Origin of the sequence: Aneurinibacillus tyrosinisolvens, assembly GCF_001015055.1 — a bacterium.
GTDB classification, from domain to species: Bacteria; Bacillota; Bacilli; order Aneurinibacillales; family Aneurinibacillaceae; genus Aneurinibacillus_A; species Aneurinibacillus_A tyrosinisolvens.
Genome location: NZ_BBWZ01000001.1, coordinates 108,012 through 133,741, shown reverse-complemented (window position 1 = coordinate 133,741; position 25,730 = coordinate 108,012). Strand labels below are relative to the sequence as shown.

At 46.9% G+C, this 25,730-nt stretch carries 23 protein-coding genes and 2 pseudogenes; 6 read left to right on the top strand and 19 right to left on the bottom strand.

Annotation, left to right across the window (positions count from 1 at the left end; genetic code table 11):
* Positions 1–9 precede the first annotated feature (9 nt).
* Both MBEAL2_RS00620 and pruA read right to left on the bottom strand, forming a co-directional pair.
* Positions 10–1,221, bottom strand: coding sequence for an ornithine--oxo-acid transaminase (locus MBEAL2_RS00620; protein WP_047150396.1), 1,212 nt, complete (start codon positions 1,219–1,221; stop codon positions 10–12).
* Positions 1,222–1,245: 24 nt separating this feature from the next.
* Positions 1,246–2,796 (bottom strand): L-glutamate gamma-semialdehyde dehydrogenase, encoded by a 1,551-nt coding sequence (pruA, locus tag MBEAL2_RS00615; RefSeq protein WP_047150395.1) that lies wholly within the window; start codon positions 2,794–2,796, stop codon positions 1,246–1,248.
* A gap of 217 nt (positions 2,797–3,013) precedes the next feature.
* Here pruA and MBEAL2_RS00610 point away from each other — a divergent pair.
* Positions 3,014–4,442 (top strand): annotated as a pseudogene (locus MBEAL2_RS00610) (sigma-54 interaction domain-containing protein).
* A 51-nt stretch (positions 4,443–4,493) separates the two neighbouring features.
* On the opposite strand, the gene MBEAL2_RS00605 reads toward MBEAL2_RS00610, so the two are convergent.
* From MBEAL2_RS00605 to MBEAL2_RS00565, 9 genes are all read right to left on the bottom strand, one after another.
* Entirely contained in the window at positions 4,494–4,793 is a 300-nt protein-coding gene (locus MBEAL2_RS00605; RefSeq protein ID WP_047150394.1) for a hypothetical protein, read from the bottom strand.
* Between the two features lie 70 nt (positions 4,794–4,863).
* A complete protein-coding gene (locus MBEAL2_RS00600; protein WP_047150393.1) occupies positions 4,864–5,211 on the bottom strand; it encodes a carboxymuconolactone decarboxylase family protein in 348 nt (115 codons plus the stop codon).
* A gap of 102 nt (positions 5,212–5,313) precedes the next feature.
* Positions 5,314–6,039: a LutC/YkgG family protein gene (locus MBEAL2_RS00595; RefSeq protein ID WP_047150392.1), complete on the bottom strand. Its 726-nt coding sequence runs from the start codon at positions 6,037–6,039 to the stop codon at positions 5,314–5,316.
* Complete coding sequence (locus MBEAL2_RS00590) at positions 6,036–7,538, bottom strand: LutB/LldF family L-lactate oxidation iron-sulfur protein (RefSeq protein WP_047150391.1); 1,503 nt, start codon at positions 7,536–7,538, stop codon at positions 6,036–6,038. The genes MBEAL2_RS00595 and MBEAL2_RS00590 overlap by 4 nt, the downstream gene beginning before the upstream one ends.
* Positions 7,535–8,269 carry a (Fe-S)-binding protein gene (locus MBEAL2_RS00585; RefSeq protein ID WP_047150390.1) on the bottom strand — a complete coding sequence of 245 codons (735 nt, stop codon included), beginning with the start codon at positions 8,267–8,269 and terminating at the stop codon, positions 7,535–7,537. The genes MBEAL2_RS00590 and MBEAL2_RS00585 overlap by 4 nt, the downstream gene beginning before the upstream one ends.
* 123 nt (positions 8,270–8,392) lie before the next feature.
* Positions 8,393–10,054 carry an L-lactate permease gene (lldP, locus tag MBEAL2_RS00580; protein ID WP_047150389.1) on the bottom strand — a complete coding sequence of 554 codons (1,662 nt, stop codon included), beginning with the start codon at positions 10,052–10,054 and terminating at the stop codon, positions 8,393–8,395.
* 97 nt (positions 10,055–10,151) lie between these two features.
* Positions 10,152–10,853, bottom strand: a complete 702-nt coding sequence (locus MBEAL2_RS00575) for a FadR/GntR family transcriptional regulator (RefSeq protein WP_047150388.1) — start codon at positions 10,851–10,853, stop codon at positions 10,152–10,154.
* 153 nt (positions 10,854–11,006) lie between these two features.
* Entirely contained in the window at positions 11,007–11,489 is a 483-nt protein-coding gene (locus MBEAL2_RS00570; RefSeq protein WP_047150387.1) for a CcdC family protein, read from the bottom strand.
* Positions 11,490–11,577: 88 nt separating this feature from the next.
* Positions 11,578–11,763: a hypothetical protein gene (locus MBEAL2_RS00565; protein ID WP_047150386.1), complete on the bottom strand. Its 186-nt coding sequence runs from the start codon at positions 11,761–11,763 to the stop codon at positions 11,578–11,580.
* Between the two features lie 154 nt (positions 11,764–11,917).
* On the opposite strand from MBEAL2_RS00565, the gene acnA reads away from it, so the two are divergent.
* A complete protein-coding gene (acnA, locus tag MBEAL2_RS00560; RefSeq protein ID WP_047150385.1) occupies positions 11,918–14,659 on the top strand; it encodes an aconitate hydratase AcnA in 2,742 nt (913 codons plus the stop codon).
* A 224-nt stretch (positions 14,660–14,883) separates the two neighbouring features.
* Here the strand turns inward: acnA and mnmA are convergent, their stop codons facing one another.
* The gene (gene mnmA, locus MBEAL2_RS00555; protein ID WP_047150384.1) at positions 14,884–16,008 is read right to left on the bottom strand and encodes a tRNA 2-thiouridine(34) synthase MnmA; all 1,125 of its coding nucleotides are present in this window, start codon (positions 16,006–16,008) and stop codon (positions 14,884–14,886) included.
* A gap of 103 nt (positions 16,009–16,111) precedes the next feature.
* A complete protein-coding gene (locus tag MBEAL2_RS00550) occupies positions 16,112–16,687 on the bottom strand; it encodes an N-acetylmuramoyl-L-alanine amidase family protein (protein WP_047150383.1) in 576 nt (191 codons plus the stop codon).
* 145 nt (positions 16,688–16,832) lie between these two features.
* Between MBEAL2_RS00550 and MBEAL2_RS28720 the strand changes: the two genes are divergently transcribed.
* Both MBEAL2_RS28720 and MBEAL2_RS31515 read left to right on the top strand, forming a co-directional pair.
* Positions 16,833–17,480 (top strand): 3D domain-containing protein, encoded by a 648-nt coding sequence (locus tag MBEAL2_RS28720; RefSeq protein WP_052947335.1) that lies wholly within the window; start codon positions 16,833–16,835, stop codon positions 17,478–17,480.
* A 169-nt stretch (positions 17,481–17,649) separates the two neighbouring features.
* Entirely contained in the window at positions 17,650–17,814 is a 165-nt protein-coding gene (locus MBEAL2_RS31515) for a hypothetical protein (protein ID WP_161798142.1), read from the top strand.
* Here MBEAL2_RS31515 and MBEAL2_RS00540 read toward each other — a convergent pair.
* Positions 17,804–18,939, bottom strand: a pseudogene (locus MBEAL2_RS00540) (MFS transporter). The gene MBEAL2_RS31515 and the pseudogene MBEAL2_RS00540 sit on opposite strands and share 11 nt — an antisense overlap.
* Before the next feature lie 187 nt (positions 18,940–19,126).
* Here MBEAL2_RS00540 and MBEAL2_RS00535 point away from each other — a divergent pair.
* Entirely contained in the window at positions 19,127–20,017 is an 891-nt protein-coding gene (locus MBEAL2_RS00535) for a LysR family transcriptional regulator (protein ID WP_236692648.1), read from the top strand.
* On the opposite strand, the gene MBEAL2_RS00530 is transcribed toward MBEAL2_RS00535, so the two are convergent.
* The 5 genes from MBEAL2_RS00530 to MBEAL2_RS00510 all read right to left on the bottom strand — a co-directional run bounded on the left by MBEAL2_RS00530 (position 20,007) and on the right by MBEAL2_RS00510 (position 25,359).
* Positions 20,007–20,204 carry a hypothetical protein gene (locus MBEAL2_RS00530; RefSeq protein WP_047150382.1) on the bottom strand — a complete coding sequence of 66 codons (198 nt, stop codon included), beginning with the start codon at positions 20,202–20,204 and terminating at the stop codon, positions 20,007–20,009. The two genes, MBEAL2_RS00535 and MBEAL2_RS00530, sit on opposite strands and share 11 nt — an antisense overlap.
* On the bottom strand, positions 20,197–20,400 hold the full coding sequence (locus MBEAL2_RS00525) for a helix-turn-helix domain-containing protein (RefSeq protein WP_047150381.1): 204 nt from the start codon (positions 20,398–20,400) through the stop codon (positions 20,197–20,199). The genes MBEAL2_RS00530 and MBEAL2_RS00525 overlap by 8 nt, the downstream gene beginning before the upstream one ends.
* Before the next feature lie 237 nt (positions 20,401–20,637).
* The gene (locus MBEAL2_RS00520) at positions 20,638–21,303 is read right to left on the bottom strand and encodes a response regulator transcription factor (RefSeq protein WP_047150380.1); all 666 of its coding nucleotides are present in this window, start codon (positions 21,301–21,303) and stop codon (positions 20,638–20,640) included.
* Positions 21,304–21,320: 17 nt separating this feature from the next.
* Positions 21,321–23,756: a sensor histidine kinase gene (locus MBEAL2_RS00515; RefSeq protein WP_082129674.1), complete on the bottom strand. Its 2,436-nt coding sequence runs from the start codon at positions 23,754–23,756 to the stop codon at positions 21,321–21,323.
* Between the two features lie 550 nt (positions 23,757–24,306).
* Positions 24,307–25,359: a DHH family phosphoesterase gene (locus MBEAL2_RS00510; protein ID WP_052947334.1), complete on the bottom strand. Its 1,053-nt coding sequence runs from the start codon at positions 25,357–25,359 to the stop codon at positions 24,307–24,309.
* 124 nt (positions 25,360–25,483) lie between these two features.
* On the opposite strand from MBEAL2_RS00510, the gene MBEAL2_RS00505 reads away from it, so the two are divergent.
* The gene (locus MBEAL2_RS00505; protein WP_047150634.1) at positions 25,484–25,681 is read left to right on the top strand and encodes a ChaB family protein; all 198 of its coding nucleotides are present in this window, start codon (positions 25,484–25,486) and stop codon (positions 25,679–25,681) included.
* The last annotated feature ends 49 nt before the right edge of the window (positions 25,682–25,730 follow it).

Below are 25,730 nucleotides of genomic sequence, written 5' to 3'. Positions count from 1 at the left end.
ACGCTATTTTTATTTTTGCAATACCTGGCGGATTTTTTCAATAGCCCAATCTAAATCCTCTTTAGAAATAACAAGCGGAGGAGCAAAGCGGATCGTTGTTTCATGCGTTTCTTTGCAGAGAAGGCCAAGCTCCTTTAACTGTTCGCAATACGGGCGTGCTTTCTCCGTTAATTCCACCCCGATAAACAGGCCGCGTCCGCGCACTTCACGGATCGCAGGGTTGTTGATTTCCTGCAGCTTTTGCTTGAAATATTCTCCTAATTCCGCAGATCGTTTTACCAGTTCTTCTTCTTTGAGGACGTCAAGCGCCGCAATGGCTACCGCACAGCCAAGCGGATTTCCACCGAAGGTAGAACCGTGGGAACCCGGCTCAAATACGCCAAGGATTTCTTTATTTGCTGCAACAGCGGAGATTGGGAATACACCGCCGCCAAGCGCTTTACCCATGATGTACATATCAGGCTTCACGTCTTCCCAGTCAGATGCAAAAACCTTACCTGTTCTTCCGAAGCCAGTCTGAATTTCATCAGCGATGAACAATACGTTGTTTTCTTTACAAAGCTCAGCGGCTGCCTTCATGAATCCTTGCGGCGGGATGAGGATCCCGGCTTCACCCTGGATCGGCTCCATCATGAATGCTGCTGTGTTTGGCGTAATCGCCTGCTTAAGAGCCTCCAAATCACCGTAAGGGATAATTTTAAACCCAGGTGTAAACGGACCGAATCCGCGCTTGTAGCTTTCATCGGAGGAGAAAGACGTAATCGTTGTTGTGCGGCCGTGGAAGTTCCCTTCGCAAACAATGATTTCCGCCTGGTTTTCCGCAACCTTCTTCACGTCGTACGCCCAGCGTCTTACAGCTTTAACTGCGGTTTCAACCGCTTCCGCTCCTGTGTTCATAGGCAGGATCATGTTTTTCCCTGTCAGCGCAGCTACTTTCTCATAAAATACACCAAGCTTGTCGCTGTGGAACGCGCGGGAAGTAAGCGTTACTTTGTCCGCCTGGTCTTTTAACGCTTGAATAATTTTCGGGTGTCTATGGCCCTGGTTGAGCGCGGAGTATGCGCTCAACATATCCATATACTTGTTGCCTTCCGGATCCTTTACCCATACACCTTCTGCTTCTGAGATGACGATTGGCAGCGGATGATAGTTGTGTGCACCGTACTTTTCTGTTTTCTCAATGATCGCTTCCGTTTTATTTACAGATGTTGAACCATTCATCATAATCCCCCTCTTCTTCATGTTTTACAGCAATTCAGACGATAGTTTCGGTTGGGTGAACAGCAGCAGGTAGTCAGGACCGCCCGCTTTGGAATCTGTACCCGACATGTTAAATCCGCCAAAAGGATGAACCCCTACAAGGGCGCCCGTGCATTTGCGGTTGAAGTACAGGTTGCCTACGTGGAACCGGGCTCTTGCCCGTTCGATATGTTCGCGGTTGCGCGTGAACACCGATCCTGTTAAGCCGTATTCTGTGCCATTCGCTACTTCCATAGCATGGTCGAAATCACGAACCTTAGTGATAGCAACAACCGGTCCGAAAATTTCGTCTTGCATAATGCGGGAATTCGGATCCGCATCTGCGAAAACGGTAGGCTGGATGAAATATCCGTTCTCTCCTACTTTCTCTCCGCCAGCTACAAGCTTTGCTTCTTCTTTACCGATTTCAATATAGGATAAAACTTTTTCATACGCTTTTTCATCGATTACCGGCCCTGTATAGTTAGAAGCGTCACGTACATCTCCGACTGTTAGCGCTTTTGTAAGTTCAGCTACACGGTTTACAACCTCATCATATACATCCTGGTGAACAGCAACGCGGGAGGCTGCGGAACATTTCTGTCCGGAGAAACCGAATGCAGAAGCTACGATGGCGCCTGCTGCCAATTCAAGATCAGCGTCTTTATCTACGACGATACAATCTTTTCCACCCATTTCGGAAACGACGCGCTTCATCCAGATTTGTCCATCCTGTGTTTTCGAAGCCCTTTCGTTAATGCGCAATCCTACAGCGCGGGAGCCCGTGAAATTAATAATGCGTGTTAATTTATGGTCAACGAGGTAATCCCCAATTTCTGCATTCTCACCTGGTAGATAGTTTACGACACCTGCCGGAACGCCAGCTTCTGTAAGCAATTCATAAAGCTTATAAGCGATAATTGGCGTTTGCGGCGCCGGCTTCAGGATGACTGTGTTTCCAGTAACGAGCGCGGCTGTCGTCATTCCTGCTACAATCGCAAGCGGGAAGTTCCATGGCGGGATTACAAGAGACACGCCGAGTGGAATGTATTCTAAGTGATTGTCTTCTCCCGGAAGAGACACGAGCACCTGTTTTCCGCGGTCGGCAAGTTCGATTGCCTGGCGTGCATAGTACTCCATGAAGTCGATGGCTTCCGCTGTGTCAGCGTCTGCTTCTGCTCTGCTTTTTCCGGATTCCACCATCAGCCATGCCGAGAATTCATGCTTGCGGCGGCGAAGAATGGCTGCCGCTTTAAACAGGCAGCGGGCACGCTGCTCCATCGGTACGCGAGACCATGTTTTGAATGTATTATAGGCTGCGTTCATTGCTTTGTCAGCCAATTCCTGGCTTGCACTGGAAACGCGTCCGATGACTTCATCCTTTGCTGAAGGGTTAATTGAAGTAATCTTCTGATCTGTAACGATTTTCTCTCCGCCGATAATGAGCGGGTAGTCCTGGCCAATTTCAGCCATTACTTTTTCGAGGGCTCTATTAATTGCTTGCATATTATTTTCATCATTGAAATTTGTAAATGGTTCTGGAGCGTATGGAATCATAGTCACTTTCCCCCTGATGATTAATTTCTTCTGCACTTCATTGCTATACCTCTTTGCACTTGCAAATTTGATGCCAAGTTTAAAATACCATAATTAGACGTTTTTTCTCGTTTATACATGCAAATAAATTTAGCATTTTAATTTTTTTGCATGTATAGAGCAAAAAATATTTGCACACCCCCCTGTAATTCATTACAATCGGTACAGGGGTGATCCTATGAATAATAATCATGAAACACCGAACAACACCGGACAACTATTGAAATTATACGAGATTTTGCTTGATCAGATGCATGAAGGCGTCCACGTTGTAGACGAAAACGGAGTATCTATCATATATAACCAGAAAATGTCCGAGATTGAATCAATGGATAAAAATCGTGTTCTGCAAAAAAACATTATCGATGTATTTACCTTCCCGGAGCATGAGAACAGCACCCTTCTCCAGGCACTGCGAAACGGAGCATCGACAAAAAAATGTAAAACAAACCTACTTTAATGATAAAGGAAAAGAAATCACTACAGTTACCAATACGTTTCCAATTAAAGATAACGATATCATTATCGGCGCAATCGAAATTGCCAACGACGTGACGAAGATAGAGCACATGATGCGGGAGACGATTTTAAAGAAAGGCGATACCCGCTACACATTTGGCAGCATCATTGGGGAAAGCAGCGCTGTTCAGGAAGTTATTGAAAACGCCAAGCGGGCAACCCGTACCTCCTCGTCTGTCCTCATTGTCGGGGAGACAGGAACAGGAAAAGAATTGTTCGCCCAGAGCATTCACAATGACAGCGCCCGGTCGTCCGCTCCTTTCATCTCACAAAACTGCGCCGCCCTTCCTGATACGTTGATTGAAAGCATCCTGTTTGGTACCGCGCGCGGCGCTTTTACCGGTGCGATTGAGCGCCCCGGTCTGTTTGAACAGGCGAAGGGCGGAACACTCCTGCTTGACGAGATTAACTCCCTGCATCCGAATTTGCAGGCAAAGCTGCTCCGCGCAATTCAGGAAAGAAAAATCCGTCGCATCGGTGATACGAAGGACATCGACATTGATGTACGTATCATCGCGACCATTAACGAAGACCCGATTGATGCGATTGCCGAAAATCGACTGCGTAAAGACTTATACTACCGCCTTGGCGTAGTCAGCCTCTTTATTCCTCCTCTGCGGGAGAGAAAACGGGACATCATTGCACTCGTAAATCACTTTATTAAGAAATATAACCGGATGTTTCAGATGAACGTGGAGAGAATCAGCGAGGAAGTACTTCAATTCTTCCTGAACTACGACTGGCCCGGTAATGTGCGGGAACTTGAGCACGTGATTGAAGGTGCGATGAATGTGATCATGGGTGAGGAAGCCATTGAATACTCACACCTGCCGCTCCACCTGCGCCGCAAGTCTACATTAAAAGAAGAAGAGAATCCAGTCTCTTTGTTCCAGTCGTTTGACAGCAGTGAAAATTTCATACCGCAAGAGCTAAAAGAGAAGGTGGGCGAGTTTGAGCGGTACTACATCCAAAAGGTCATTGAGAAAAACTCTGGAAATGTATCCAAAGCGGCAAAAGTGCTTGGAATCAGCCGGCAGAGCCTTCAATACCGCCTCCGCAAATATGAAATGAAGCGAAGAACCCTCTAGGAATGAAAAAAGCAGAAGAAACGGTGCTCCCATTTCTTCTGCTTTTTTTACCTATCGGCTGTTGTCTTTGCCTTTTACATTTTTGAAGTTGTCCATCACATGCCGGGCTTCTTCAACCTCTTCCTGCATGCCCTGCTTGATTTTATTTATATTTTCCTTAATCGATTGCAATCGTTCATCCGTCGTTTTTTCTTCTTCGCCATCCTCTGTCCTCGCCCTGTCAGCCTCATAAACCCCAGGCATTTCGGCCCCGCGTCCCAATCGCCTCTGCGCTTCTTCAGAATTGGCAATTTGCGGGGTATCAAGGGGGTTCCACTGAAGATCTTCAGACGTTTTCTTATCATCACTCATCTGTCCTGCCTCCTTTTTGTCCTCTTATGCTTATGTACCACCCTTTGGCCGAAGACAAAACACCAGCGATTCACTGCACGAGGTTTTTAAACTCAGCCAGCGCGTTGCGAACAAGGGTAACCTGGGAGAAGGCGGAACCGCCACGGAGCGCAGCCGTAACCTGGAGCGTCTCGTAGATTTCCTGCTGGGCAGCTCCCTTATGCAGTGCCTCCATCGTATGGTATAAAATGCAGTATTCATCCTGGGAAGCCAGGCTGATCCCGAGCGCAATTAAATGCTTTTCCTTCTCTTTAATCACTCCGTCCGAGAAACATACCCCTGTAAAATCGTTATATACGCGTGTAAATTCCGGCTGGATTTGCTGAAACTCGCCAATGCTATCTTTGTAGTCCTGAACTGCCTGTTGATAATGATTCATTTTGTTCACTCCATCCGTATTTTGTAAAAGCACTCAACCATAGTATGTGCTGCAAGGTATAAAAAATGCCGGAGCAGTTATAAACCGCTTCGGCACTTTTTCTTAATCCAATATAAGAGCATGCACGATTCCGGGTCCATGCACACCGATGGTCAAATCATTTTCAATATCGGAGGAACGGCTCGGGCCGGTAATAAAATGAATCCCGGCCGGAAGCTTATGGCCAAATCGCTTCTCTAAATCCGTCATAACTTCCCCCATGCGTGTTTTTATATCGTGTGACCGCACAATGGCAATAAAAACGGTAGGCAGAAGGCTCACAGAGCGCCCTTGCTTTTCCCCTGATACAGCAACGACTGTACCGGTATGGGCAATCCCATAATCTACGACGGCGATTCCAATATCAGCCCCTGCCGCCTTCGCCATTAAATTCTCATCCGTATCTTTATTCCAAACCGTGATCTCTACGCCGGGCAGGTGTGGCTCAAGCCCGATTTCTTCTAATAACGGGTGTTCAAACCGAACCATATATTTGGCCTGCATCGTCCGGGCAAATTCCGCAATATACAATCGCAGCGCATCCTTGGTTGGGAATCGCTCAACCGCTCCTCCAAGGTTCTTCCAATTCGCCATAAACAATTCAACCCGCTTCTCTCCATCCAGCTCATAGGAATTCCAGAACGCAGGAGCCCCCCGGAACGGATGATCCGGCGCTTTTGTTACGCGGGAGCGCTGCAAGCGGCTGGCAATATGGTCAAGAAAATCCGCTTCCTTTTTTGCGGCTTGTTCATCTAACTGGCGGATGATGTCTGTGCTGTTTTTATTCATCGCTTTTCCTCCCCCCGGTTTTTCATAATCTCCTTCATGCGCTTCATAACTTCCGGATCCATCTCGGCAACTTCACGGCTCAGATCATGATCGAGCGCCTTCCAGGAATCGCGGAATGACTGATCCGCCAGCTTCGGTGCATGGCGGTACGAGTTCCAGCCCTTCAACGGACCAAGTTTCGATTTGATGACGCCATCCTGCACAATGACCTTTTGTCCCAGCTTGCCAAGATTCATGGAACGTTTAAAACGCCGGTAGTCAGACATAAGATATTTAAATCCTTTAAACGCCATTCTTTCAGATTTCGGCGTATAGCCTTCCTCCACTTTCTGGCGGCGGATATATACGAGCATATCGTGGAGCGGGATTTTTACCGGGCACGCTTCGTGGCATGCCCCGCACAGACTGGATGCATAAGCAACATCGCCCCATTTTTCCACGTCCTGATTGAGCCTTGGCGTAAGCACGGCACCGATCGGACCGCTGTATACCCATCCGTACGTATGCCCGCCGACATGGCGGTATACCGGACATGCGTTCAAGCACGCGCCACAGCGGATGCAGTTCAGCACTTCCTGGAATTCAGGATCGCCAAGCTGGGAGGAACGCCCGTTATCAAGAATAATAATATGCATCTCTTCCGGTCCGTCTGAGTCTTCCGTGCGCTGCGGTCCTGTAATCGTGGACATATATACGGTAAGCTTCTGCCCGGTTGCAGAACGCGGCAGCATCGTTGCCATCACTTCAAGATCGTCCAGAGAAGGGATAATCCGCTCCATTCCCATGTACGTAATTTGCGTTTTGGGAACCGTGCTCACCATACGGGCATTTCCTTCATTAGAAAACAGCACCATGGACCCGGTTTCAGCAATCGCAAAATTACACCCGGTCATTCCGATATCCGCCTCAAGGAATTTCTCGCGCAGCTTTGCACGCGCAAAACCGGCAAGAACTTGCGTTTCAGGCGGAAGCGTTTCCCCCGCTTCCGCGGAAAACAAGTCAGCGACCTGCTGCTTATTTTTATGAATGGCAGGAATAATGATGTGGGAAGGTGTTTCCCCGGCCAGCTGGATAATGTATTCGCCCAGGTCGCTCTCCACCGTTTCTATTCCTTTTCCTTCAAGCGTATGGTTAATATGGATTTCTTCCGACACCATGGATTTCGATTTAACAACGGATTTGGCGCCCTTGGCTTCAGCGATTTTCATGGTAATTTCTACTGCTTCTTCCGCAGTGGAAGCAAAATGAATATGGACACCGGCAGCCCTTGCATTTTCAATAAACTGGGCAAGATAATAGTCAAGGTTTGCGATCGTATGCAGGCGAATCTGGCGGGCTCTCTCGCGCCATTCTTCCCAATTCCCCTGTTCTTCTGAAGCAAGCTTTTTGGCCGTACGCAGCTTTTCTGTTGTATATTTAACGGCGTTGCGCAAAAAGGCGTCATTCAGGGAAATTTCAGCCCGTTCTTTCAATGTAGTGGTAGGGTTAAATGTACTCATACGCTCTGTTTCACTCCTTCATACAGCAGCTCAGCAATATGCATCACGCGCACTGGCTTTCCTTCATAGTGGAGGCGCCCGGAAATATTCATCAGGCAGCCCATATCCATTCCCACGAGCACTTCTGCTTCTGTTTCGAGAACATGGTTCACCTTTTCCTCTACCATCGCGCCGGAGATGTCGGCCATTTTCACGGCAAACGTTCCGCCGAACCCGCAGCAGTCTTCCGCATAAGGCAGGTCGACAAACTTAAGCCCCTTTATGTTGGCGAGAAGGGCACGCGGCTCATCCTTAATTCCGAGCAGGCGGCTGCCGTGGCAGGACGGATGGTACGTGACTTTGTGCGGAAACGAAGCCCCGATATCTGTTACACCGAGAACATTAACAAGAAACTGAGAAAATTCGTATGTTTTTTCAGTAAACCGGCGGACCCTGTCCAGCATAACTGGATCATCTTTAAATAAATCCGGGTAATAGTGGTGGATCATGCTTGTGCAGGAACCGGAAGGAGACACGACAAAGTCACTGTCTTCAAAAGCATCAAGCAGCGTTTGCGCGCTGGCTCTGGCTTCATCCCAGTAGCCGCTGTTAAAGGCCGGTTGTCCGCAGCACGTTTGTGTTTCAGGGAAATGCAGCTTTACACCGTGCCGGGCCAGCAATTTTGCCATCGCTTCGCCCACACGGGGATAAATGGCATCCGATAAACAGGTGATAAATAAAGAAACTTTCATGATGTTATCCTCCTGGTAAATAGTAGTTGTAAACGGCAAGAGGGAGAACCACCGCAAACTGCACGATGACCTCTCCCTAATGCTGCAAGGAACATGTTTAATTTGGTAAGGCTGCTTTGGGTGTTACGGAATCATCCAGCTTAGGTGGTAGGCCTGAATGTACGTAATAAGCCCGACAACAGTAGCAAACAACAAGCTATGTTTGACCGTAAAGCGGAACAGATCAGATTCCTTTCCTGCCAGCCCTACGGCTGCGCAGGCAACCGCAATCGACTGAGGAGAAATCATTTTCCCTGTAACCCCGCCTGTTGTATTCGCGGCAACAAGCAGTGTTTCTTTCACACCGATTTGCTGTGCCGTTACGTTCTGCAGGTTAGAGAACAACGCATTGCTTGATGTATCGGATCCTGTCAGGAACACCCCGAGCCAGCCAAGGAACGGCGAGAAGAATGGGAACAATCCACCCGTTGCCGCCAGGGCAAGCCCAAGTGTAGAAGACAGGCCGGAATAGTTGGCGATAAAGGCAAAACCAAGTACCATTGCAATCGAGAAGATTGGCATTTTAAGCTCGAACAATGTTTCCCTGAATGTCTTTACGCCGTCTTTCGCACTCATTTTAAGAATAACCATACTAATAATAGCCGCAATGAGAATGGCTGTTCCCGTTGCAGAAACAAAATCTAACTTAAGCACCGCATCATACGGAGTAGGCTTGTTTACGATAGGCTGTGCCTTAATCACAAGCTTGTCAAGGAATGGTACGTGAATATTGTACACGAGCGATGAAAGAGAACCGGTTTTGCCGAATAAATCTTTAAACGGTTTCACGCTCCAAATGGTTACCATAATTGTAAGAACGATAAAAGGTGACCATGCTTTGAAAATCTGTCCGCCTGTAAAACGGGTTGCCTCTACTGCAGCAGCTGCTTCGCGGTGTCCGGTTGTTTCCTGCTCAAAACGGAAAATACGCTTAGGCTGCCATACTTTAAGGAAAAGGGCCAAACAAATAAGGCTTACAAGTGCAGACGTAATATCCGGCAGTTCAGGTCCAAGATAATTAGCTGTAAAGAACTGCGTAATGGCAAATGCTCCGCCGGCCACCAGAACCGCCGGCCATGTTTCACGAATGCCGCGAACGCCGTCCATAATGAAGACGAGCCAGAACGGAACAATGAGTGACAGTAAAGGAAGCTGGCGCCCTGCCATCTGTCCGATATGATGCGGATCGATTCCCGTTACCTGCCCCGAAACTATGATCGGAATCCCCATGGCTCCGAATGCTACCGGAGCTGTATTGGCGATTAAGCAAAGGCCCGCCGCATAGAGCGGATTGAAGCCTAATCCTACAAGCAGGGCTGATGTAATCGCTACCGGAGCACCGAACCCGGCAGCTCCTTCGAGGAACGCGCCAAAAGAAAAACCGACAAGAATCATCTGCAAGCGCTGATCTTCTGTAATCGAAACAACAGACGCACGAATAATATCAAACTGGCCTGTTTTTACTGTAATCTTATAAAGGAATACAGCGGTTACGATAATCCAGGCAATGGGCCACAGACCGTAGGCAAAACCATATCCTGTCGCCGCCAGCGCCATGCTGATCGGCATTTTGTAGAAAATAACTGCAACTGCGAGAGAGAGAAGAACAGTGATTACCCCCGCGGTATGGCCTTTCATACGAAGAACCGTTAGGGCAAGGAAAAAGAAAGCAATCGGAATGAGTGCTACTATAGCGGATAGCCATAAACTGCCTAGCGGATCGTACACTTGTGTCCATGTTTGCATTACATACACCTCTTTTACTCAGTAGTTATATATGGTCAGCCTGTAAGGCGAAAACCCGGTATTATTCAGGTGATCTGATGTTTTCCTGAAAAAAAAATTAAGTAAGCATCTTTTTCTCCACGCCTACAAGATGGTACAGCATCGCTTCCGCTGCGCGGCTTGTATTCTGAGAACAAATCGCCTGGTAAATATCCACATGCTCCTTGTAAAGGCTTTCAGGGTTGCCGCTCGTTTCATACAGCGTTAACCGGCTGGCATGCAGCGAACGTTCCATTGTTTCGGAAATGGACAGCATAACGGATTTAAGGATTTCGTTATGTGATGCCTGGGCGACCGCATAATGAAATTTCCAATCCGCCAGATCCCCCAATTCGCCCTTAGCAAGCGCTTCCTTCATTTCACTGAGCGCCTCAGCCAGCTGAGCCATCTCTTCCTCTGTCCGGCGCTCGGCAGCCAGGCGCACCGTTCCCGTTTCAATAATTTTACGAACTTCAAGAAGTTCAACGATGTCCTGCTTTGTCATCGGACGGATCGCTTCAAAGGCAGAAAGCAGTTCTTCAGGATTATGGCGGCTGACAAACGTGCCCTCCCCCTGCCTAATCGTGACCAGGCCTATCGTTTTAAGGGAACTGATCGCTTCCCGAACGGTAGATTGGCCAACGCCTAAAGCCTCACCCAGTTCGCGCAGAGAAGGAAGTCGTTCGCCTGGATTATATACACCGGTAACAATTTGCTCCCGTAAATAATCCGCTACTTCTTCATACGTCTTTTTTACCTTAAACTGTGGCAACGCTTTCATCAGTATTCTATTCTCCCATCAGGTCATCAGATGTGTGACTGAATGATTACATATTACGTAGTTTTCAGTCTTTTGTCAATATTCTTTGTCGAAATTTAAAAAATAAAAAAGTGCGTTGTGAAACGACATGTTCACCAACACACTTCTTCTATTTTATGTTAAAATGCTGTCCTCGTTCAAATTACGCTGCAGTTTCATATAACTAAAATACATCGCGATGCGCCACGGAACAATCATTCCGAACGCTAGAATAAAGAAGAGGCCGCCTGTTTCCAGCACGTTGATATACATGCCAATGTAAGATTTTAGAGCTACTCTCAATACGACCAGGCCAAGCAGAATAAAAACAAAGGCTTTGGATCGTTTTAAATATATGTCATCGCCTACAATTTGAAATTTCGAAGTTGCGATTAACGGATAGGAGAGTAAAGCTCCAACAAAAAAGGCCGCTATCGCGTATTTTATATGCACCTGCACTCCCGGAAATAAAAACATGAGAAAACCGGTACTCATAAAAAAAGGAGGTAAAATGATTTTTTTTAAGGATGCCGGCTTTTTAGAAGCACGCATACGAATGAAAAACATAAACGTCGCCATTAGTAAACCAACAACAGTACTGATAACCGTTATATTCATCGATTATCCTCCTCTCCCGTTTCATTATATCACATTAGGCCCAGGGTACATACAGCCTCTCTGAAATCATTTGCTCCAGCCATCACGGCTATTTTTCGTCATCTTCAACAAGTAAGTTCCTGAGCACAGGCGTTTCGTACGTTACCGATTCATCGACTACGCCGCCCCCGTCGTCCAGCATGCGGTCCATCCCTTCAGCCACATCTTCGATAAACATCATTTTCTCCCTCTCTTTCCCTTTGCCCGGGGCGTTCCCATTTTCACCGTTCACCATAGCACTTCCTCCTGTCAGCTTAAATTTCTTTTCATTCCTTTAGGATAAAAAAAGCACGGCCGATTATACGGCTCTTTTCCCTTTTTATTCATATCCCATAGTAAATCGCACATACTAAGGCTGCAAACCTAAGGCAAACGGAGGTTTTATTCGTATGACAGTCAAACAGACTTTACCGCAGCTGTGCCGTACCCGCCTTGATGAAGGGCAATATTATTACCGCCTGCAGACACTGGAAGAGCACGGAATCGGCTGCGTAGCCAGGCTTCCCTTCTCGATAAAAGTTCTGCTGGAAGCTGTGCTGCGCAAAATGGATGGAAAAATGGTCACAGAAGAATATGTACGGCGCCTTGCAAACTGGAATCCAAATCCGGAGCCAGAAGACGTCCAGGAAATCCCTTTTATGCCGGCACGCGTAATTCTTCAGGATTTCACCGGCGTCCCTGCAGTGGTGGATTTAGCCGCCATGCGGCAGGCCGTAAACGATATGGGAATGAACCCAAAAAAAATCAACCCGCTCATCCCGGTTGAGCTTGTGATTGACCACTCCATACAGGTTGACCAGTTCGGTTCGGAGGATGCCCTTCGCTATAATATCGAGCGCGAGTTTGAAAGGAACACAGAGCGTTACACATTCCTGCGATGGGCGACGAAAGCATTTACTAATTTCCGCGCCGTCCCTCCTTCTGTCGGCATTATCCACCAGGTTAATCTGGAGCACCTGGCGACGGTTGTCCGCCAGAAGAAAGTCGAAGACGGGATTGAATTGTTTCCTGACTCTCTGGTGGGAACGGATTCCCATACAACGATGATTAACGGGCTCGGCGTGCTCGGATGGGGTGTAGGCGGCATTGAGGCAGAGGCGGCCATGCTCGGACAGCCGCTCTATTCCCTTACACCGCGCGTAGTCGGGTTCAAAATGATTGGCGAGCTGCCTGAAGGGTCCACCGCAACGGATCTTGCCTTAACCGTTACGAACATCCTCCGCAAAAAAGGCGTGGTCGGCCAGTTTGTCGAGTATTTCGGTCCGGGTATTGATTCGATCACACTGGAAGACAGAGCCACCATCGCCAACATGGCTCCCGAATACGGTGCGACGACCGGATTTTTCCCGATCGATGACAAAACGATCAAGTATCTACGAAAAACAGGCCGGTCAGAGGAGCTGATTTCGCTCATTGAAAAATACACAAAAGCCCAGGGGCTGTATCGCACTCCTGAAGCGCCGGAACCCGAGTTTTCCGATATTATCACGCTCGATCTGGCAACCGTTACGCCTACTCTTGCCGGACCCAAGCGCCCGCAGGATCGAATTAATTTAACCGATATGAAACAAGACTTCCGGGCGATGGTTCGCACACCGGTTGCGAAGGGCGGAACAGGCCTCTCGGACGAAGAGGTGGAGAAGACGGTGGAAGTTACGCATAAAGACGGAACGGTCGCCCCGTTGAAAGCCGGTTCCGTCGTGATGGCCGCCATTACGAGCTGTACCAATACATCCAATCCTTTCGTAATGGTAGGAGCAGGATTGCTTGCGAAGAAAGCGGTAGAACGGGGGCTAAAGCGCAATCCAAACGTAAAAGTAAGCCTTGCCCCCGGCTCCCGGGTCGTTACGGAATATTTAAATGATGCCGGCCTTACCCCTTACCTGGATAAATTAGGCTTCCATGTTGTAGGCTACGGCTGCGCGACCTGCATTGGCAATGGCGGCCCGCTTATTCCTGAGGTTACAGATGCTGTGGCGGCAAACAACATGACCGTTGCCTCTGTGCTCAGCGGAAACCGAAATTTCGAAGGCCGGATCCACCCGCTTGTGAAATTAAATTATTTAGCTTCGCCCCCGCTTGTCGTTGCCTATTCCCTGGCGGGTACTGTGGATATTGATTTGTATGAGGAACCGCTCGGTCACGGTGAGAATGGACAACCGGTATATCTCCGCGACATCTGGCCAGGTTCAGAAGAAATCCGGGATATCATTGACAAAACAATCGGCCCGGACGTTTACCGGAAAAGGTACGAAAATGTCCTGGAATCGAATGAGCAGTGGAATGAGCTCCCCTTCCCTCACAATGAAAGCTATGAATGGGACCGCGAGTCCACCTATATTCAGGAGCCGCCTTTCTTCACCGATTTCTCAAGAGAAACGGCTCCGATCAAAGAAATTCGCGGCGCCCGCCTCCTTGCTCTTCTCGGGGATTCTGTAACAACCGATCATATCTCACCTGCCGGGGCAATTAAACCGGAAGGGCCCGCCGGGAAATTCCTGCAAGAAAAAGGCGTGGAGGTCAAAAACTTCAACTCCTTCGGGGCCAGGCGCGGGAATCATGAGGTAATGATGCGTGGTACGTTCGCCAATATCCGCATTCGCAACCAGCTCGCCCCGGGTACAGAGGGCGGAGTTACCACTTACTTCCCCACCGGTGAAGTCATGCCGATCTATGATGCGTCGATGAAGTATCAGCACTCCGGTACACCCCTGCTTATTATTGCAGGCAAGGAGTACGGAACAGGCAGCTCCCGTGACTGGGCGGCAAAAGGCACGCTTCTTCTCGGAGTAAAGGCCGTCATTGCGGAGAACTATGAAAGAATCCATCGCAGCAACCTTGTGGGCATGGGCGTGCTTCCATTGCAATTCCAGGAAGGAATGAATGCGGAAACCCTCGGAATTCAGGGGGATGAAACATTTGACATTGCCGGGTTAACCGACGATGTAAAGCCCCGCCAGGAGATTACCGTTCGGGCAACGCGCACAGATGGCACGCAGTTTGAATTTCCGTGCATTGTCCGCCTTGATAGCGATGTGGAGATTTCGTATTACAGGAATGGTGGGATCCTGCAAATGGTGCTCCGCAATCTGATCACGGAAACGGCCGAAACCTCCCCGTCCCTTATGTGACACGCACAGCAACATATAAACAAACAAAAGGAAGGGCAGTCCACGCAGACCGGCCTTCCTGACCTAGCGGAACCTCCCGGAGAGCAGAAGAAGCCCACCATTGTCTCCCGCCCCGAGCTACCCAGATGTTTGGTGGGCGCTGCTCGCAGGGAGGTGGAGCGGACAGTACCCCCTTCCTCGCGGAAGGGAAAGGCAAGTGGATTGAACTTTCTTTTTTCTTGCCTTTATACGAGGATTTCCTGTGCTTTGTTTTTCTTCACTGCTTTATCAATGGTTGCCCCGCCGAGGCATTCATCGCCTTTATAGAAAACGACAGCCTGGCCCGGTGTAATGGCGCGCTGTGGTTCATCGAAAACAACCTCACATGTGCCGTCGCCTCTCGTATGGACCGTTACCCCCTGGTCCGGCTGGCGGTACCTGAACTTAGCCATGCACGTAAAAGTAGACGGATGCTCCTTCTCACTAATCCAGTGCAAATCAGTTGCGACCAGGCTGTCCGTATACAGGCTGTCATGGTCCGTTCCCTGGGCCACATACAGAATGTTGTTCTCCAAATCTTTACTGACAACAAACCACGGTTCTCCCGTACCCGAGCCGCCGCCAATACCCAGTCCCTGGCGCTGTCCGAGCGTATAGTACATCAAACCATCGTGCCGTCCCTTTACCTCTCCGTCCAGTGTCCGCATCTCTCCCGGATTTGCCGGCAAATAATTCTGGAGGAATTCTTTGAAGTTGCGCTCACCAATAAAGCAAACCCCGGTACTGTCCTTCTTCTTCGCCGTTGCAAGTCCCGCTTCAAGCGCGATTTCCCGCACTTTCGTCTTCGGCAGGTGTCCGAGCGGGAACATCGTTTTCGAGAGCTGATACTGGTTCAGCCGGTTAAGGAAATAGCTTTGGTCCTTTTTCGGATCGGCTCCACGCAGGAGACGGTATTGCTCCTCATGATAATCCACGCGTGCATAATGCCCGGTCGCAAGGTAATCAGCGCCAAGATCGAGCGCACGCTCCAGGAACGCTTTGAACTTGATTTCCTTATTGCACATTACGTCAGGATTTGGTGTACGGCCTTTCTTATATTCATCGAGGAAGTAAGTGAACACTTTATCCCAATATTGTTTCTCGAAATTGACTGTATAGTAAGGAATGCCAATTTGTCCGGAGACGCGTCTGACATCCTCATAATCTTCTTCCGCTGTGCAGTGGCCGAATTCGTCTGTATCATCCCAATTCTTCATGAATATACCGATGACATCATACCCTTGCTGCTTAAGCAGCAGGGCTGCAACGGAGGAATCGACTCCGCCAGACATTCCAACAACTACCCGTGTATTTTCAGGTGATTTATTCATATTATCGCTTCCTTGCTGTTATTGGCCAGAATGAATCTGGTATTGCCCTATCCATTATTATACCAAATGTTGTGCCGCTCAAACAAACGCGAAATGTGACGGCTTATTTTTTAAAAAAATTGACTCCAATTGCGCGAGCAATTCCCTCGGCTGTTGCCCGGGCAAGCCTGTCCAGAAACAAAGCGTCCTTGAGTAAGGAAGCGTCTTTTTCCTTATCAATAAACCCATATTCGAGAAGCACGGACGGCATGCGCGTCTCCCGCAGCACAGCGAAATTCGCTGCCTTCATTCCTCTATCCGGCAGCCCTTCTCCTGTAAACACAGCCTTCACCTGCCGGTGAACAATTTCCCGCCTCCGCCCCGTCTCCTCACTTGCTCCCCTTTCTGCAATATAACTTTCAAATCCGGTGCCCCCACCCGAATTGATATGAAGGGAAATGAAATAACTCGCATTTATATTGTTCGCAAAGGAAACGCGCGCATGCAAATCGGCCCGCTTATCGTTGCTGAACACCCTGTCCGCTGTCCGCGTAAGGCGGACGTCCGCTCCATATCCGCGCAGGAAAGCAGCCGTCCGCAGTGCTATGCCCAGCGTCAAATCTTTCTCCTGTATTCCGTTTCCTATTGCCCCGGGATCCACTCCTCCGTGCCCAGGATCAAGCACAATTATGTTCGCCATTCTTTCTCCTCCTTTTTGTAATCATTTACTTTTTCTGTCATAAGTCGCATTCTAACTGCATACCTATGTATAATGGAGTGTGACTTTTTCACTAGTCTGTGTTATACTCTCCGTATGAAACCCATAATCCTGAAGGAGGTCGTCCATGCCAAAGAACGATTACTACTCTTTATTCAACCAGGAAAAGGCTTTCAAGGTACATACCCGTCCACTTTTTTTAGGTCTCTCAGTCGTTGGTTTATTTCTTCTCGCTTATGTTTTTAGTTCTCTTGCTGAAACTCCTCATAATGCTAAGAAAGATGACATCGTTTTTCTGAAGCACAGAGACACACTTGAACCCCTGGCTTTATCGCAAACCGGAGAAGTCTCAGCAAAAGAACTAGTGCCGCTCGGTCTTGTGCAAGAAGAACAACGAGAAAGCAGCTTACTTGCAATCGCTTCCAAGAAGAAATCGTCACGCGCGAAGGCGGTACAGCGTACGAAAAAGACGTCCCGGGGTGAATCCCGCTCTCCTGTGAGGACAGGAACCGAGTTTACCGCCAATGCTTCAGGTTACACGGGACCCGGTACTACCAGATCAGGAACCAAAGTGCGCCCCGGTATTGTAGCCGTAGATCCGGACTACATCCCGCTTGGAAGCGTACTGTGGGTGGAAGGATACGGGACGTGCCGGGCTGAGGACACCGGCGGCTCCATTACAGGAAATCACATCGATCTGGCGTTCTCCACGGAAAAAGAAGCGTTAAAGTGGGGACGGCAGGACGTACAGGTAAAAGTAATAAGCACTCCGTAATAGCGGAACTGGAAAAGGACGCATAAGCTGCGTCCTTTTTTTGCTGTTAAAGAAAGTATATATTGCTTTAAAGTGTTAAAGGAAATTACTATCATAGGACCGTGCGGTCCCAAAGTCAAAGAAAAACATCGGGGGCGATGACGGCTCTTTTCTTTCCCCCCTGTGGAGCGTGTCGAACATAGGGCGAAAAAGACCGGCAATTGTCTCCATCATTGAGATACCCAGATGTTTTGCCGGTCCGCCCGGCGTGAGACTAAGCGGCCGTCCAGCTTCCAGAAGGGGAAAGGACGAGCGGCATGCCCGCGATGTTTTTCTTACTGTTTTTATTCATTAACCTGCGCATAAAGCCCGGTCCTTATATCAAGCCTATACATGCGCCAGCATACAAGCAGCGAAACAATAAAACAGGACACCCACGGAAGGAGCGGCCACTGGATGCGTAAGCCTGCATCATAAAGCCATCCCCCAAGCCCTGTACTGAGCGCTCCTCCAATGGCAAGAGAAAAGGCGTTGAACCCGTAATAAGAGCCGATGAGTTCTTTAGGGGCCAGCACCGTAACAATGTCCAGTACAGCAGGGCCTGTTATCATCGTGCCCAGTGAAAAAAGAATGCCGGCTGCTATAATTCCCGTCGTGGTTGTAACAAATCCCAGCAGAAGGAGACCGATTCCCATAAACAGCGAACCAAAACCGATCAGGGAGAAACGATGGGAAACAGGCTGGAGCAGGCTTGTGACTTTAAGCTGGAAAACAATAACCGTTATCGAAATCGTTGCGTAAATGAGTGCAACCCCGCCCCGCCCCCCGGTGATTTCTTCCACAATGCGTGGGATGGTTAGAAACAGCTGCATATACAAGTAATAGTACCCAATTAAAATAATCGTATAAGTAATAAACGGAGTATCTTTTACAATCGTATGAATGTCCTGCATCCAGCTCTTGCCTGTCACTCCTATTTTTATCCGGGGAAGCCCTATCCACACAAGCACCGCTACAAGGACAAACAAAATACCGGAAAGAAGAGACAGGTAAAAAAAATCGACCCCGGATAAAAGGCTTCCGATGAGCGTAGAAAAAATAATTCCCATATTGATCACAACGCTCCGGAAAGCAAAGATCTCCTGGCGCCCTTCTTCCGGCGTGAGACGGGCAAATGCTGCCTGAAAAGCAGGTTCAAACAGCGCCCCGCCAAGCCTGATAAAATAGCGGCAATGACAAACTGCCATATACTGTGGCAAAAAGCAAAGCTCAAAAACCCCGCAGCACGGACCAGCACCCCTGCAACAAGTGTCTCCTTACAGCCAATCCGATCGGCTACCAGCCCGCCAAGGAAAGAAAAGCCCTGCTGGGAAAACTGCCGGATCCCAAGCAAAATACCGGCCATCGCCATGGACCAGGCAAAATCCCCTGTCAGGTAAAGCGTTAAATACGGAATTAACGCATAGAAACCAATGTTCATTAAGAAAGAACTCACAAATAAAATCCGAATGGTTTCCGGCGAGTTTCTCCAAACCTTCATAGAGTAAAATTCTCCTTTGCTTTATTTTTCCTATTCATTACAATAAAGGAGAAAGAGTTATTTGTATAACGAATTATATTGATGGTAACAATCGGAGAATCCGATAGAAAAGATAAGGAGAAACGCAATGATGGATATTGAGCAGCTGCGGGCTTTCGTTACACTTGCCCAGTATAAGAACTTTTCTAAAACAGCGGAAGCCCTTCACCTTGTCCAGTCTACAGTATCTGCCCGCATTCAAGGATTGGAAAGAACAGTCGGAAGCCCGCTCTTTGTGAGGGATAACCGCAAGGTAGAAATTACATCGACCGGACGCGCTTTGCTCCCGTATGCGGAGCGCATTCTCCTGCTCAGTGAAGAGAGCCTGTTGAAAATCAAATCGATTGAAAAATACGAGGATCAATTATCCATCGGCGCCACGGATTCAATTTGGCGGTATCTTCTCGGCCCCGTGCTAGAAGACTTCTACCATCTTCACCCGGAACATGCTCTCATTGCGAAAACAGGCCATTCGTGGGACGTTAACCAGCACCTTTCGGATGGTGTTGTCCAGCTTGGGTTTGTTTATCTTCCGGCAAACCTTCCGGGTTTTGACGTCATTCCTTTTTATGAAGAAGAAATCCTTCTTGTCGCCCATCCGGAACATGAAGCGGCGCTGCTTGGGGAAATCTCGAAGGGGCAGCTTTCGGATATTCCCCTGCTCCATATTAACTGGGGAAGCCCGTTTCACGAGTGGATTACCGAACTTCTCCCTCTGGATTTCCTACCCCACCTTCACATTGATAATGTGCCGCTTATCCTCTCTTTTCTGCAGAAAGGCATGGGGGCAGGGTTTATGATTAAGTCTGCTGTGCAGAAAGAACTGGTCGAGGGAACGCTGACGGAAATTAAAATAAAAGAGGGGATGAAGCCGCCTAAAAGAACGGTTTTTATGGTCGTACACAGGGATAAACTCACCCATCCTTCTATTGAAAAGTGGATAAGCATTATGAAGGAACACCGCTTCTTTACCCAGTAGAAGGTTTCTGTTGATTCAGAAGGCTCATCATTCGAGCCTGAGAAATATTCAACCTATCAATGAGTTCAAGACATTCATCAATATTATCAATCCCAGAGATAATTCTCCCAATAATTTTTATCTCTGCCATTAATTCATTAAGGTTTGAACATTTATTTATTCGTTCGTTAAAGTCTTCGTTAACCACGCAGATCACCTTCTGGGGGTTTTCCTGCTGCGTTTGCATGCAATAATTCATGTTTGCCCTGTCTATATTCACGAACCCATCTAGATACTGTAAGAGAGCTCAATTGAAATCTCCTGGCCACCGTTCCAAATGTCTCTGTTTCTAGTGCTTGTATAATAACATTGTGTTTAAATTCTAATGAATATATTCTTTTCATAACTCTCTCCTTCTTGCTGCAGCTTTAAAATCTTAAGCAAATACCCCTAATTTTTCTTCAGGTATTCCCTATTTCCCCCGGCTATATAGTTTTATTGAACTAACATAATCATAATTCGGAAAAGGATTATGGTAACCGAAAATAATTTGCGTAGCCACGCAAAAATTTTGCGGTATTTTGCAAAACGCTGTCGGTTTTTGTCGAAAAAAACCGTATCACAGTGTATTGGATAACCTTTTAGGATAGCAATTGGCTAAAGTCTGTATCCGTCAACAAACCCATTTCTTTTGCCTTTATTGCCGCTTCAATCCGGGATTTTACATTTAGCTTTTGAAAAAGGTTAGTAAGACAATACTCCAATGAACGTTGACTCATGATTACTGTCTCGGCAATTTCCTTATTACTTTTTCCTTTTGCTATTTCTTTCAATATTTCATGTTCCTTGTTACTAATTGCCTGAGTTTCAACGCCGCTTTTTGCTTCAGATATGTGGACGGTTGTCCTTCTCAGTTGTTTTACCAGGGATAGCGGCAAGATGACTTCGCCTAACAGGGCACAGCGAACTGCCATTACGAGTTGTTCCTTGTTTGCAGTTTTTAATATAAATCCGGATATACCCGCTTCAATCATTAAGTTAAAATGGTTTTTAAATTCAAATCCAGTGTAGATTAATATGATAGCATCGGGAACAATGCTTAACACTTGTTTGGCAAGGTCTACCCCGTTAATGTCCGGCATATGCAAATCAAACAACATGACATCAAACTGTTGTGCTTTCGACATCTCCAAAGCTTCCTTACCGGAGTACGCCAGGAAAACTTTTATATCCTCTTCTTGTTCAAGTAACATTTTTGTGCCTTCCATAACAGAAGGATGATCATCAACTAATAAAATTCGAATCATAATTAAATTACCTCGGATCACTTTATGATTTCTGTTCTGTCTGAAAGAATGGGAATTGAAATAAAAACGGCCAATCCTTTGTTTGGTGATGAATGGAACTCAATTTCCCCGTCCATACTGCGAACCCGTTCCTTCATTCCATACACTCCCATACTGTTAAAGGAGTCTTCCATTTTGCTTGCATCCACGCCCACTCCATTATCTTCATAGATTAATTGGAGCTGGTGAGGATGACTGGACAGTGTAATATGGACCCGGCTTGCGTTTGAATGTTTAGTTGCATTGGCCAAAAGCTCCTGTACAATGCGATACAATCCAATTAACAAATCGTCATGTAAAGTATGGTAGAAATCGGAAGCATTGAATTCGATACAATAATTGGTGCTCATCTGTGTAAATTCAAATAATGCCTCAAGGGAGGATACGAGTCCTTCTTCTTTCAACATAGGCGGCCTTAATTCATTACATGTGATACGTATTTGATAAATCACATCTAATAGTCCTTGCGTAATGTGTTGAAGCTGTTCCCGGAGATACTGGGGAACGGAGCGATCCCTTGAGAGTTGATCAAGCTTACGATACCAGATAATTTGCTCTTGAAGCGCAGCATCATGCAAATCCTGGGATAGATGTTTTCTCTCGTTTTCCGACAAAGTAAACAAAAGCCGCAGAAGCCATGAAGGCGCTACCTGGCCGGAAGCAATCTGTTCAAGCTCCTTCGTTAAGTCCTCGATTAATCGGAAGTTATCGTACAGAACACTCACATAACGGGTAATCGTTTTAAGCCACACTCTTTTGGAAGTAAACATTAAGGATGGTAGTTTTTCACCGATACAAAGCAAATAGCTTTTTCCTCTGATTTCGCCAATCTTTAAAAAATAACCGTCTGGTGTATCAATGATTTCACATATTGGAAGCTGCCTGGGATTACGTATTACGACATCTTCCAGTAATTTTTCCGGTATGTCATAACTGCCGCTTTTTATTGCTACATCATTGTTTCGGTGTACTTCAAGCAGGCTTACGTTAACGGCCTTCAAAACGTCCTGAACTTCTTTGACCAGTCGCCGCTCCAATTCAGATACTTTCATAACACCAAAGAGGTCGTGCGAAAACCGGTCCAGACTTGTCTGTAAGAGGAAATACCGATCTGCGGTTTCGCGAATGATTTGCTCCATAAATTTTCTCTCTTCTTCTGCTTTTTTTCGATCGGTAACATCACGAAGCAAGGTTAGTCCTGCATTTTTCCCCATATAGGGAATAGGAGTGGATATTACTTCAACGTCGATGTTTGTGCCGTCGAAGCGTACTAGCTTTTGTTCGACAATGGAAGTCGTACACTGCATCTCATATACCCCGGCCAGGCATAGAGCGGTTTCTTCTTTATAATCGGGATGGACAGTATCTAAATAAGAACCGCCGATCATGTCGCCTAGGCTTGACGCGCCGAATAACGCAATGCCGGCGGGATTGACATAATTAAATTTATAATCACAGTGAAGGACAATCGCTTCCGGAGATAATTCAACCAGACGGCGATAACGTTCTTCACTTTCTAATAAGGCCCGTTTTGCTTGCTTCCGGGCCGTGATATCTTCAAACACAAGCTCTACCAGGGAGGATTGGGAATCATAAATAGATGTTACTGACACATCCACCACTTCGCCATTCAAACGAAAGATTTTATATTCCACAGGAGAGGAATACCCGTTAAGCATAGTATTTTCTATTAAGTCTCTTGCTAAATTTTTATCGTCTGGATGGATCCAATCCAAAAGGGCTGTTCCGATAATGTCTTCGGGGCGCTCCGCCCCTACTACATTCATCCCGGCAGGATTGACATAAATAAATTTATCATTTCTATAAAGAGAAATAGCCACGGGAGAGAGTTCCACCAATCTGCGATAGCGTTCCTCACCTTCGGCCAGCGCTTTCTCGATTATTTTTTGCGATGTGATATCAACAACGATACCATCAAGCCGGGTCATATTATGAACTTTGTCCATGGTCGGTAAGATCCTGTTTTGAACCCACCGAATTTTACCGTTCGCATGAAGTATCCGGTATTCGCTAATATCCGGTATTCCTCGCCGTAAATTCGCTGACAATGTTTCAAAAATGGGGACATCATCAGGATGAATGATATCTTTCCATGAGTTTTGATCGGTAAACATTTCGGACGGATACCCCGTAATTTTCCCCAGCCCTTGTGAGATAAACGGAATTTTTTTCAATTTTCCATCATACCACCAAATGGCTATATCCAAGTTGTCGAAAATGTTCTGGATCTGCTGTTTACTCTGAAACAATTCCTTGTTAAGCTGAGCTAGTAATTCTCGATTTTTTAATTGCTTTCTATTAAAAATAGAAGCGGTTTGAACTGCTCCCAGCAGGCTCAGGATAACCAAAGTAATAAATATAGTTAAGGTTCCATTTGAAACGTGAATTTCCATTAATCGTGCAATTACCTCCGTGGTTTATTTCGATACTTATTTTTATATCGGTCTTTTGGTGTAAGTTTTTAACATTTATACAATGGAAAAGGCATTAACCAATTAATGGATCCTATCGGAAGTATACACGGATGGGATTTATAAAAAAACCGCCCAAAAGTTAATCTCGGACGGTTTATCTGCTCTAGAAACTTCGTTCGGACATCGTGTGAAAATTAATATCCGACTGCAGCACCGTCTCCACGCGGATCAGCACCACCATATCTGATATTGCTGGAAGGATCAATCCAAATCGAACCAGCATGCCCCATAATGTCCGAATAATCAGGATACACATTTACAGGATAGCCACGTTTATGCGCTTGAAGATCAGCAACGATTTTTTTCGCGATTTCACCTTAAAAGCACCTGGTTCGGTCACAGACCTGGAAATATCCTGGGCCCCTTTGTTCACCTCCTGGATCGATTGAATAAAAAGAGAATACCAAACGACATCCTTAACACATGTCATTCAGTATTCCCTGGTTATTTCACAGATGAAAGTTAGCCTTTAAGCTACAGGAACGGAAAATACCATCTCGGCAACCCTCTCTTTTATTTCACGGAGAATTGGGCTGCCGGCTGCTTTCTGATGGCCGCCTCCGCCGAAAAAAGCAGCTATTTCTCCAACGTTAATATTATCCTTCACTGTGCGGTAGCTTATCGATCGTGACATGTTCACAATCGCAATAAAATCGACCTGCCGGTAGCTTTCCGCAAGGGCGTTGCCTAATTCTGATATGTACTGTTCCGCGTATACGATCCCTACTGTGTACTCATTTATTGGGCGTACCATAACATCCTTAGACCGCGCTTTAATATATCGGTCTATCTTCTCCTGCTCAATATCCAGCAGCAGTTGTTCCGCTTCTGTAAAATTCGGGGAACAATCAGCAATAAAGCGCGCAACAAAGCGTTCGCGTCCGAGAATATAAAAGAGATCATTTAACTGTTTAGCATGGTAATTCTCTTTTTCTTTCCATTCCCATGTATCATACTGGCGCACCAGTTCCACATAATCAGCGATACCGGTCTGATTCCCAAGACGTCCTTCCTTTTGCAGAAACTCATAAAACAGGCTGGTTCCGCTGGCTGCTACTCCATTCTCGCTAACTTTTACATCTGCCCACTCGTAGTCATTCAGCCATTCGGCTGTTATATGGTGATCAAGCAGGGTAAACTTATCCTTTATGTATTGCGGCTTCTTCTCAATCGCACTGGCCATTTCCTCGTTCACCGACAAATCGGTAATAAAAATTTTATCGTACTTCTCCACATATCCGTCGATAAGCTTGCCTACTTTCTCATTGATATCTTCATAGCTGCAGTAATCAATATCAATATTGTCCTTAAAGGCAAGCTTTCCCAAAACTCCGCAGCTCACTCCGTCTGTGTCGGTATGTGTAAAAAGCTTTACCTTCAACTCCTGCGATACCCTCTGGGATTCTCTGTCCGGCTTTTCAAACAACCGGCTTGCTTCCTGTGAATGGAGCGTTACTTTAATGCCCAGGTTCTTGGCTTTCGCAAGGAAATCCTGCATTTGCTGGTCATAATCAGTTTTCATTGTTCGTATCCCTTCTATGCTGTACACGTCCCTGTCATTATAGCAGGATATAACTTATTTGACTTATGTTTTTAACAGCCCGGAAACAGGGTATCTTTCTTTATTAAAGAAAGGAAGTGTAGAAATGCCCTATAAATCAACGAACGATTTACCGGATAGTGTGAAGGACCACCTGCCATCGCACGCACAGGAGATTTTCAAGGAAGCATTTAATTCGGCGCTGGAAGAGTATAAGGAGGAAGAGACCGCGTTCAAAGTAGCCTGGAGTGCTGTTAAGCATAAATACGAGAAAGACAGCAATGGTGACTGGGTAAAAAAATAAAAAAAAAGAAGCCAGGTAATCCGTAAAAGGAACATCTGGCTTCCTTTTT

Coding starts and splice junctions, on each gene's coding strand:
- MBEAL2_RS00535 (WP_236692648.1), top strand. CDS start 19,127: ATGATGGATATTGAGCAGCTGCGGGCTTTCGTTACACTTGCCCAGTAT.
- MBEAL2_RS00600 (WP_047150393.1), bottom strand. CDS start 5,211: ATGAATCATTATCAACAGGCAGTTCAGGACTACAAAGATAGCATTGGC.
- MBEAL2_RS00620 (WP_047150396.1), bottom strand. CDS start 1,221: ATGAATGGTTCAACATCTGTAAATAAAACGGAAGCGATCATTGAGAAA.
- MBEAL2_RS00575 (WP_047150388.1), bottom strand. CDS start 10,853: ATGAAAGCGTTGCCACAGTTTAAGGTAAAAAAGACGTATGAAGAAGTA.
- MBEAL2_RS00520 (WP_047150380.1), bottom strand. CDS start 21,303: ATGATTCGAATTTTATTAGTTGATGATCATCCTTCTGTTATGGAAGGC.
- MBEAL2_RS00585 (WP_047150390.1), bottom strand. CDS start 8,269: ATGAAAGTTTCTTTATTTATCACCTGTTTATCGGATGCCATTTATCCC.
- MBEAL2_RS00515 (WP_082129674.1), bottom strand. CDS start 23,756: ATGGAAATTCACGTTTCAAATGGAACCTTAACTATATTTATTACTTTG.
- MBEAL2_RS00550 (WP_047150383.1), bottom strand. CDS start 16,687: ATGGCGAACATAATTGTGCTTGATCCTGGGCACGGAGGAGTGGATCCC.
- MBEAL2_RS00605 (WP_047150394.1), bottom strand. CDS start 4,793: ATGAGTGATGATAAGAAAACGTCTGAAGATCTTCAGTGGAACCCCCTT.
- MBEAL2_RS00595 (WP_047150392.1), bottom strand. CDS start 6,039: ATGAATAAAAACAGCACAGACATCATCCGCCAGTTAGATGAACAAGCC.
- MBEAL2_RS00570 (WP_047150387.1), bottom strand. CDS start 11,489: ATGAATATAACGGTTATCAGTACTGTTGTTGGTTTACTAATGGCGACG.
- MBEAL2_RS28720 (WP_052947335.1), top strand. CDS start 16,833: ATGCCAAAGAACGATTACTACTCTTTATTCAACCAGGAAAAGGCTTTC.
- MBEAL2_RS00525 (WP_047150381.1), bottom strand. CDS start 20,400: ATGAAAAGAATATATTCATTAGAATTTAAACACAATGTTATTATACAA.
- mnmA (WP_047150384.1), bottom strand. CDS start 16,008: ATGAATAAATCACCTGAAAATACACGGGTAGTTGTTGGAATGTCTGGC.
- pruA (WP_047150395.1), bottom strand. CDS start 2,796: ATGATTCCATACGCTCCAGAACCATTTACAAATTTCAATGATGAAAAT.
- MBEAL2_RS00505 (WP_047150634.1), top strand. CDS start 25,484: ATGCCCTATAAATCAACGAACGATTTACCGGATAGTGTGAAGGACCAC.
- MBEAL2_RS00565 (WP_047150386.1), bottom strand. CDS start 11,763: ATGGTGAACGGTGAAAATGGGAACGCCCCGGGCAAAGGGAAAGAGAGG.
- acnA (WP_047150385.1), top strand. CDS start 11,918: ATGACAGTCAAACAGACTTTACCGCAGCTGTGCCGTACCCGCCTTGAT.
- lldP (WP_047150389.1), bottom strand. CDS start 10,054: ATGCAAACATGGACACAAGTGTACGATCCGCTAGGCAGTTTATGGCTA.
- MBEAL2_RS00590 (WP_047150391.1), bottom strand. CDS start 7,538: ATGAGTACATTTAACCCTACCACTACATTGAAAGAACGGGCTGAAATT.
- MBEAL2_RS00510 (WP_052947334.1), bottom strand. CDS start 25,359: ATGAAAACTGATTATGACCAGCAAATGCAGGATTTCCTTGCGAAAGCC.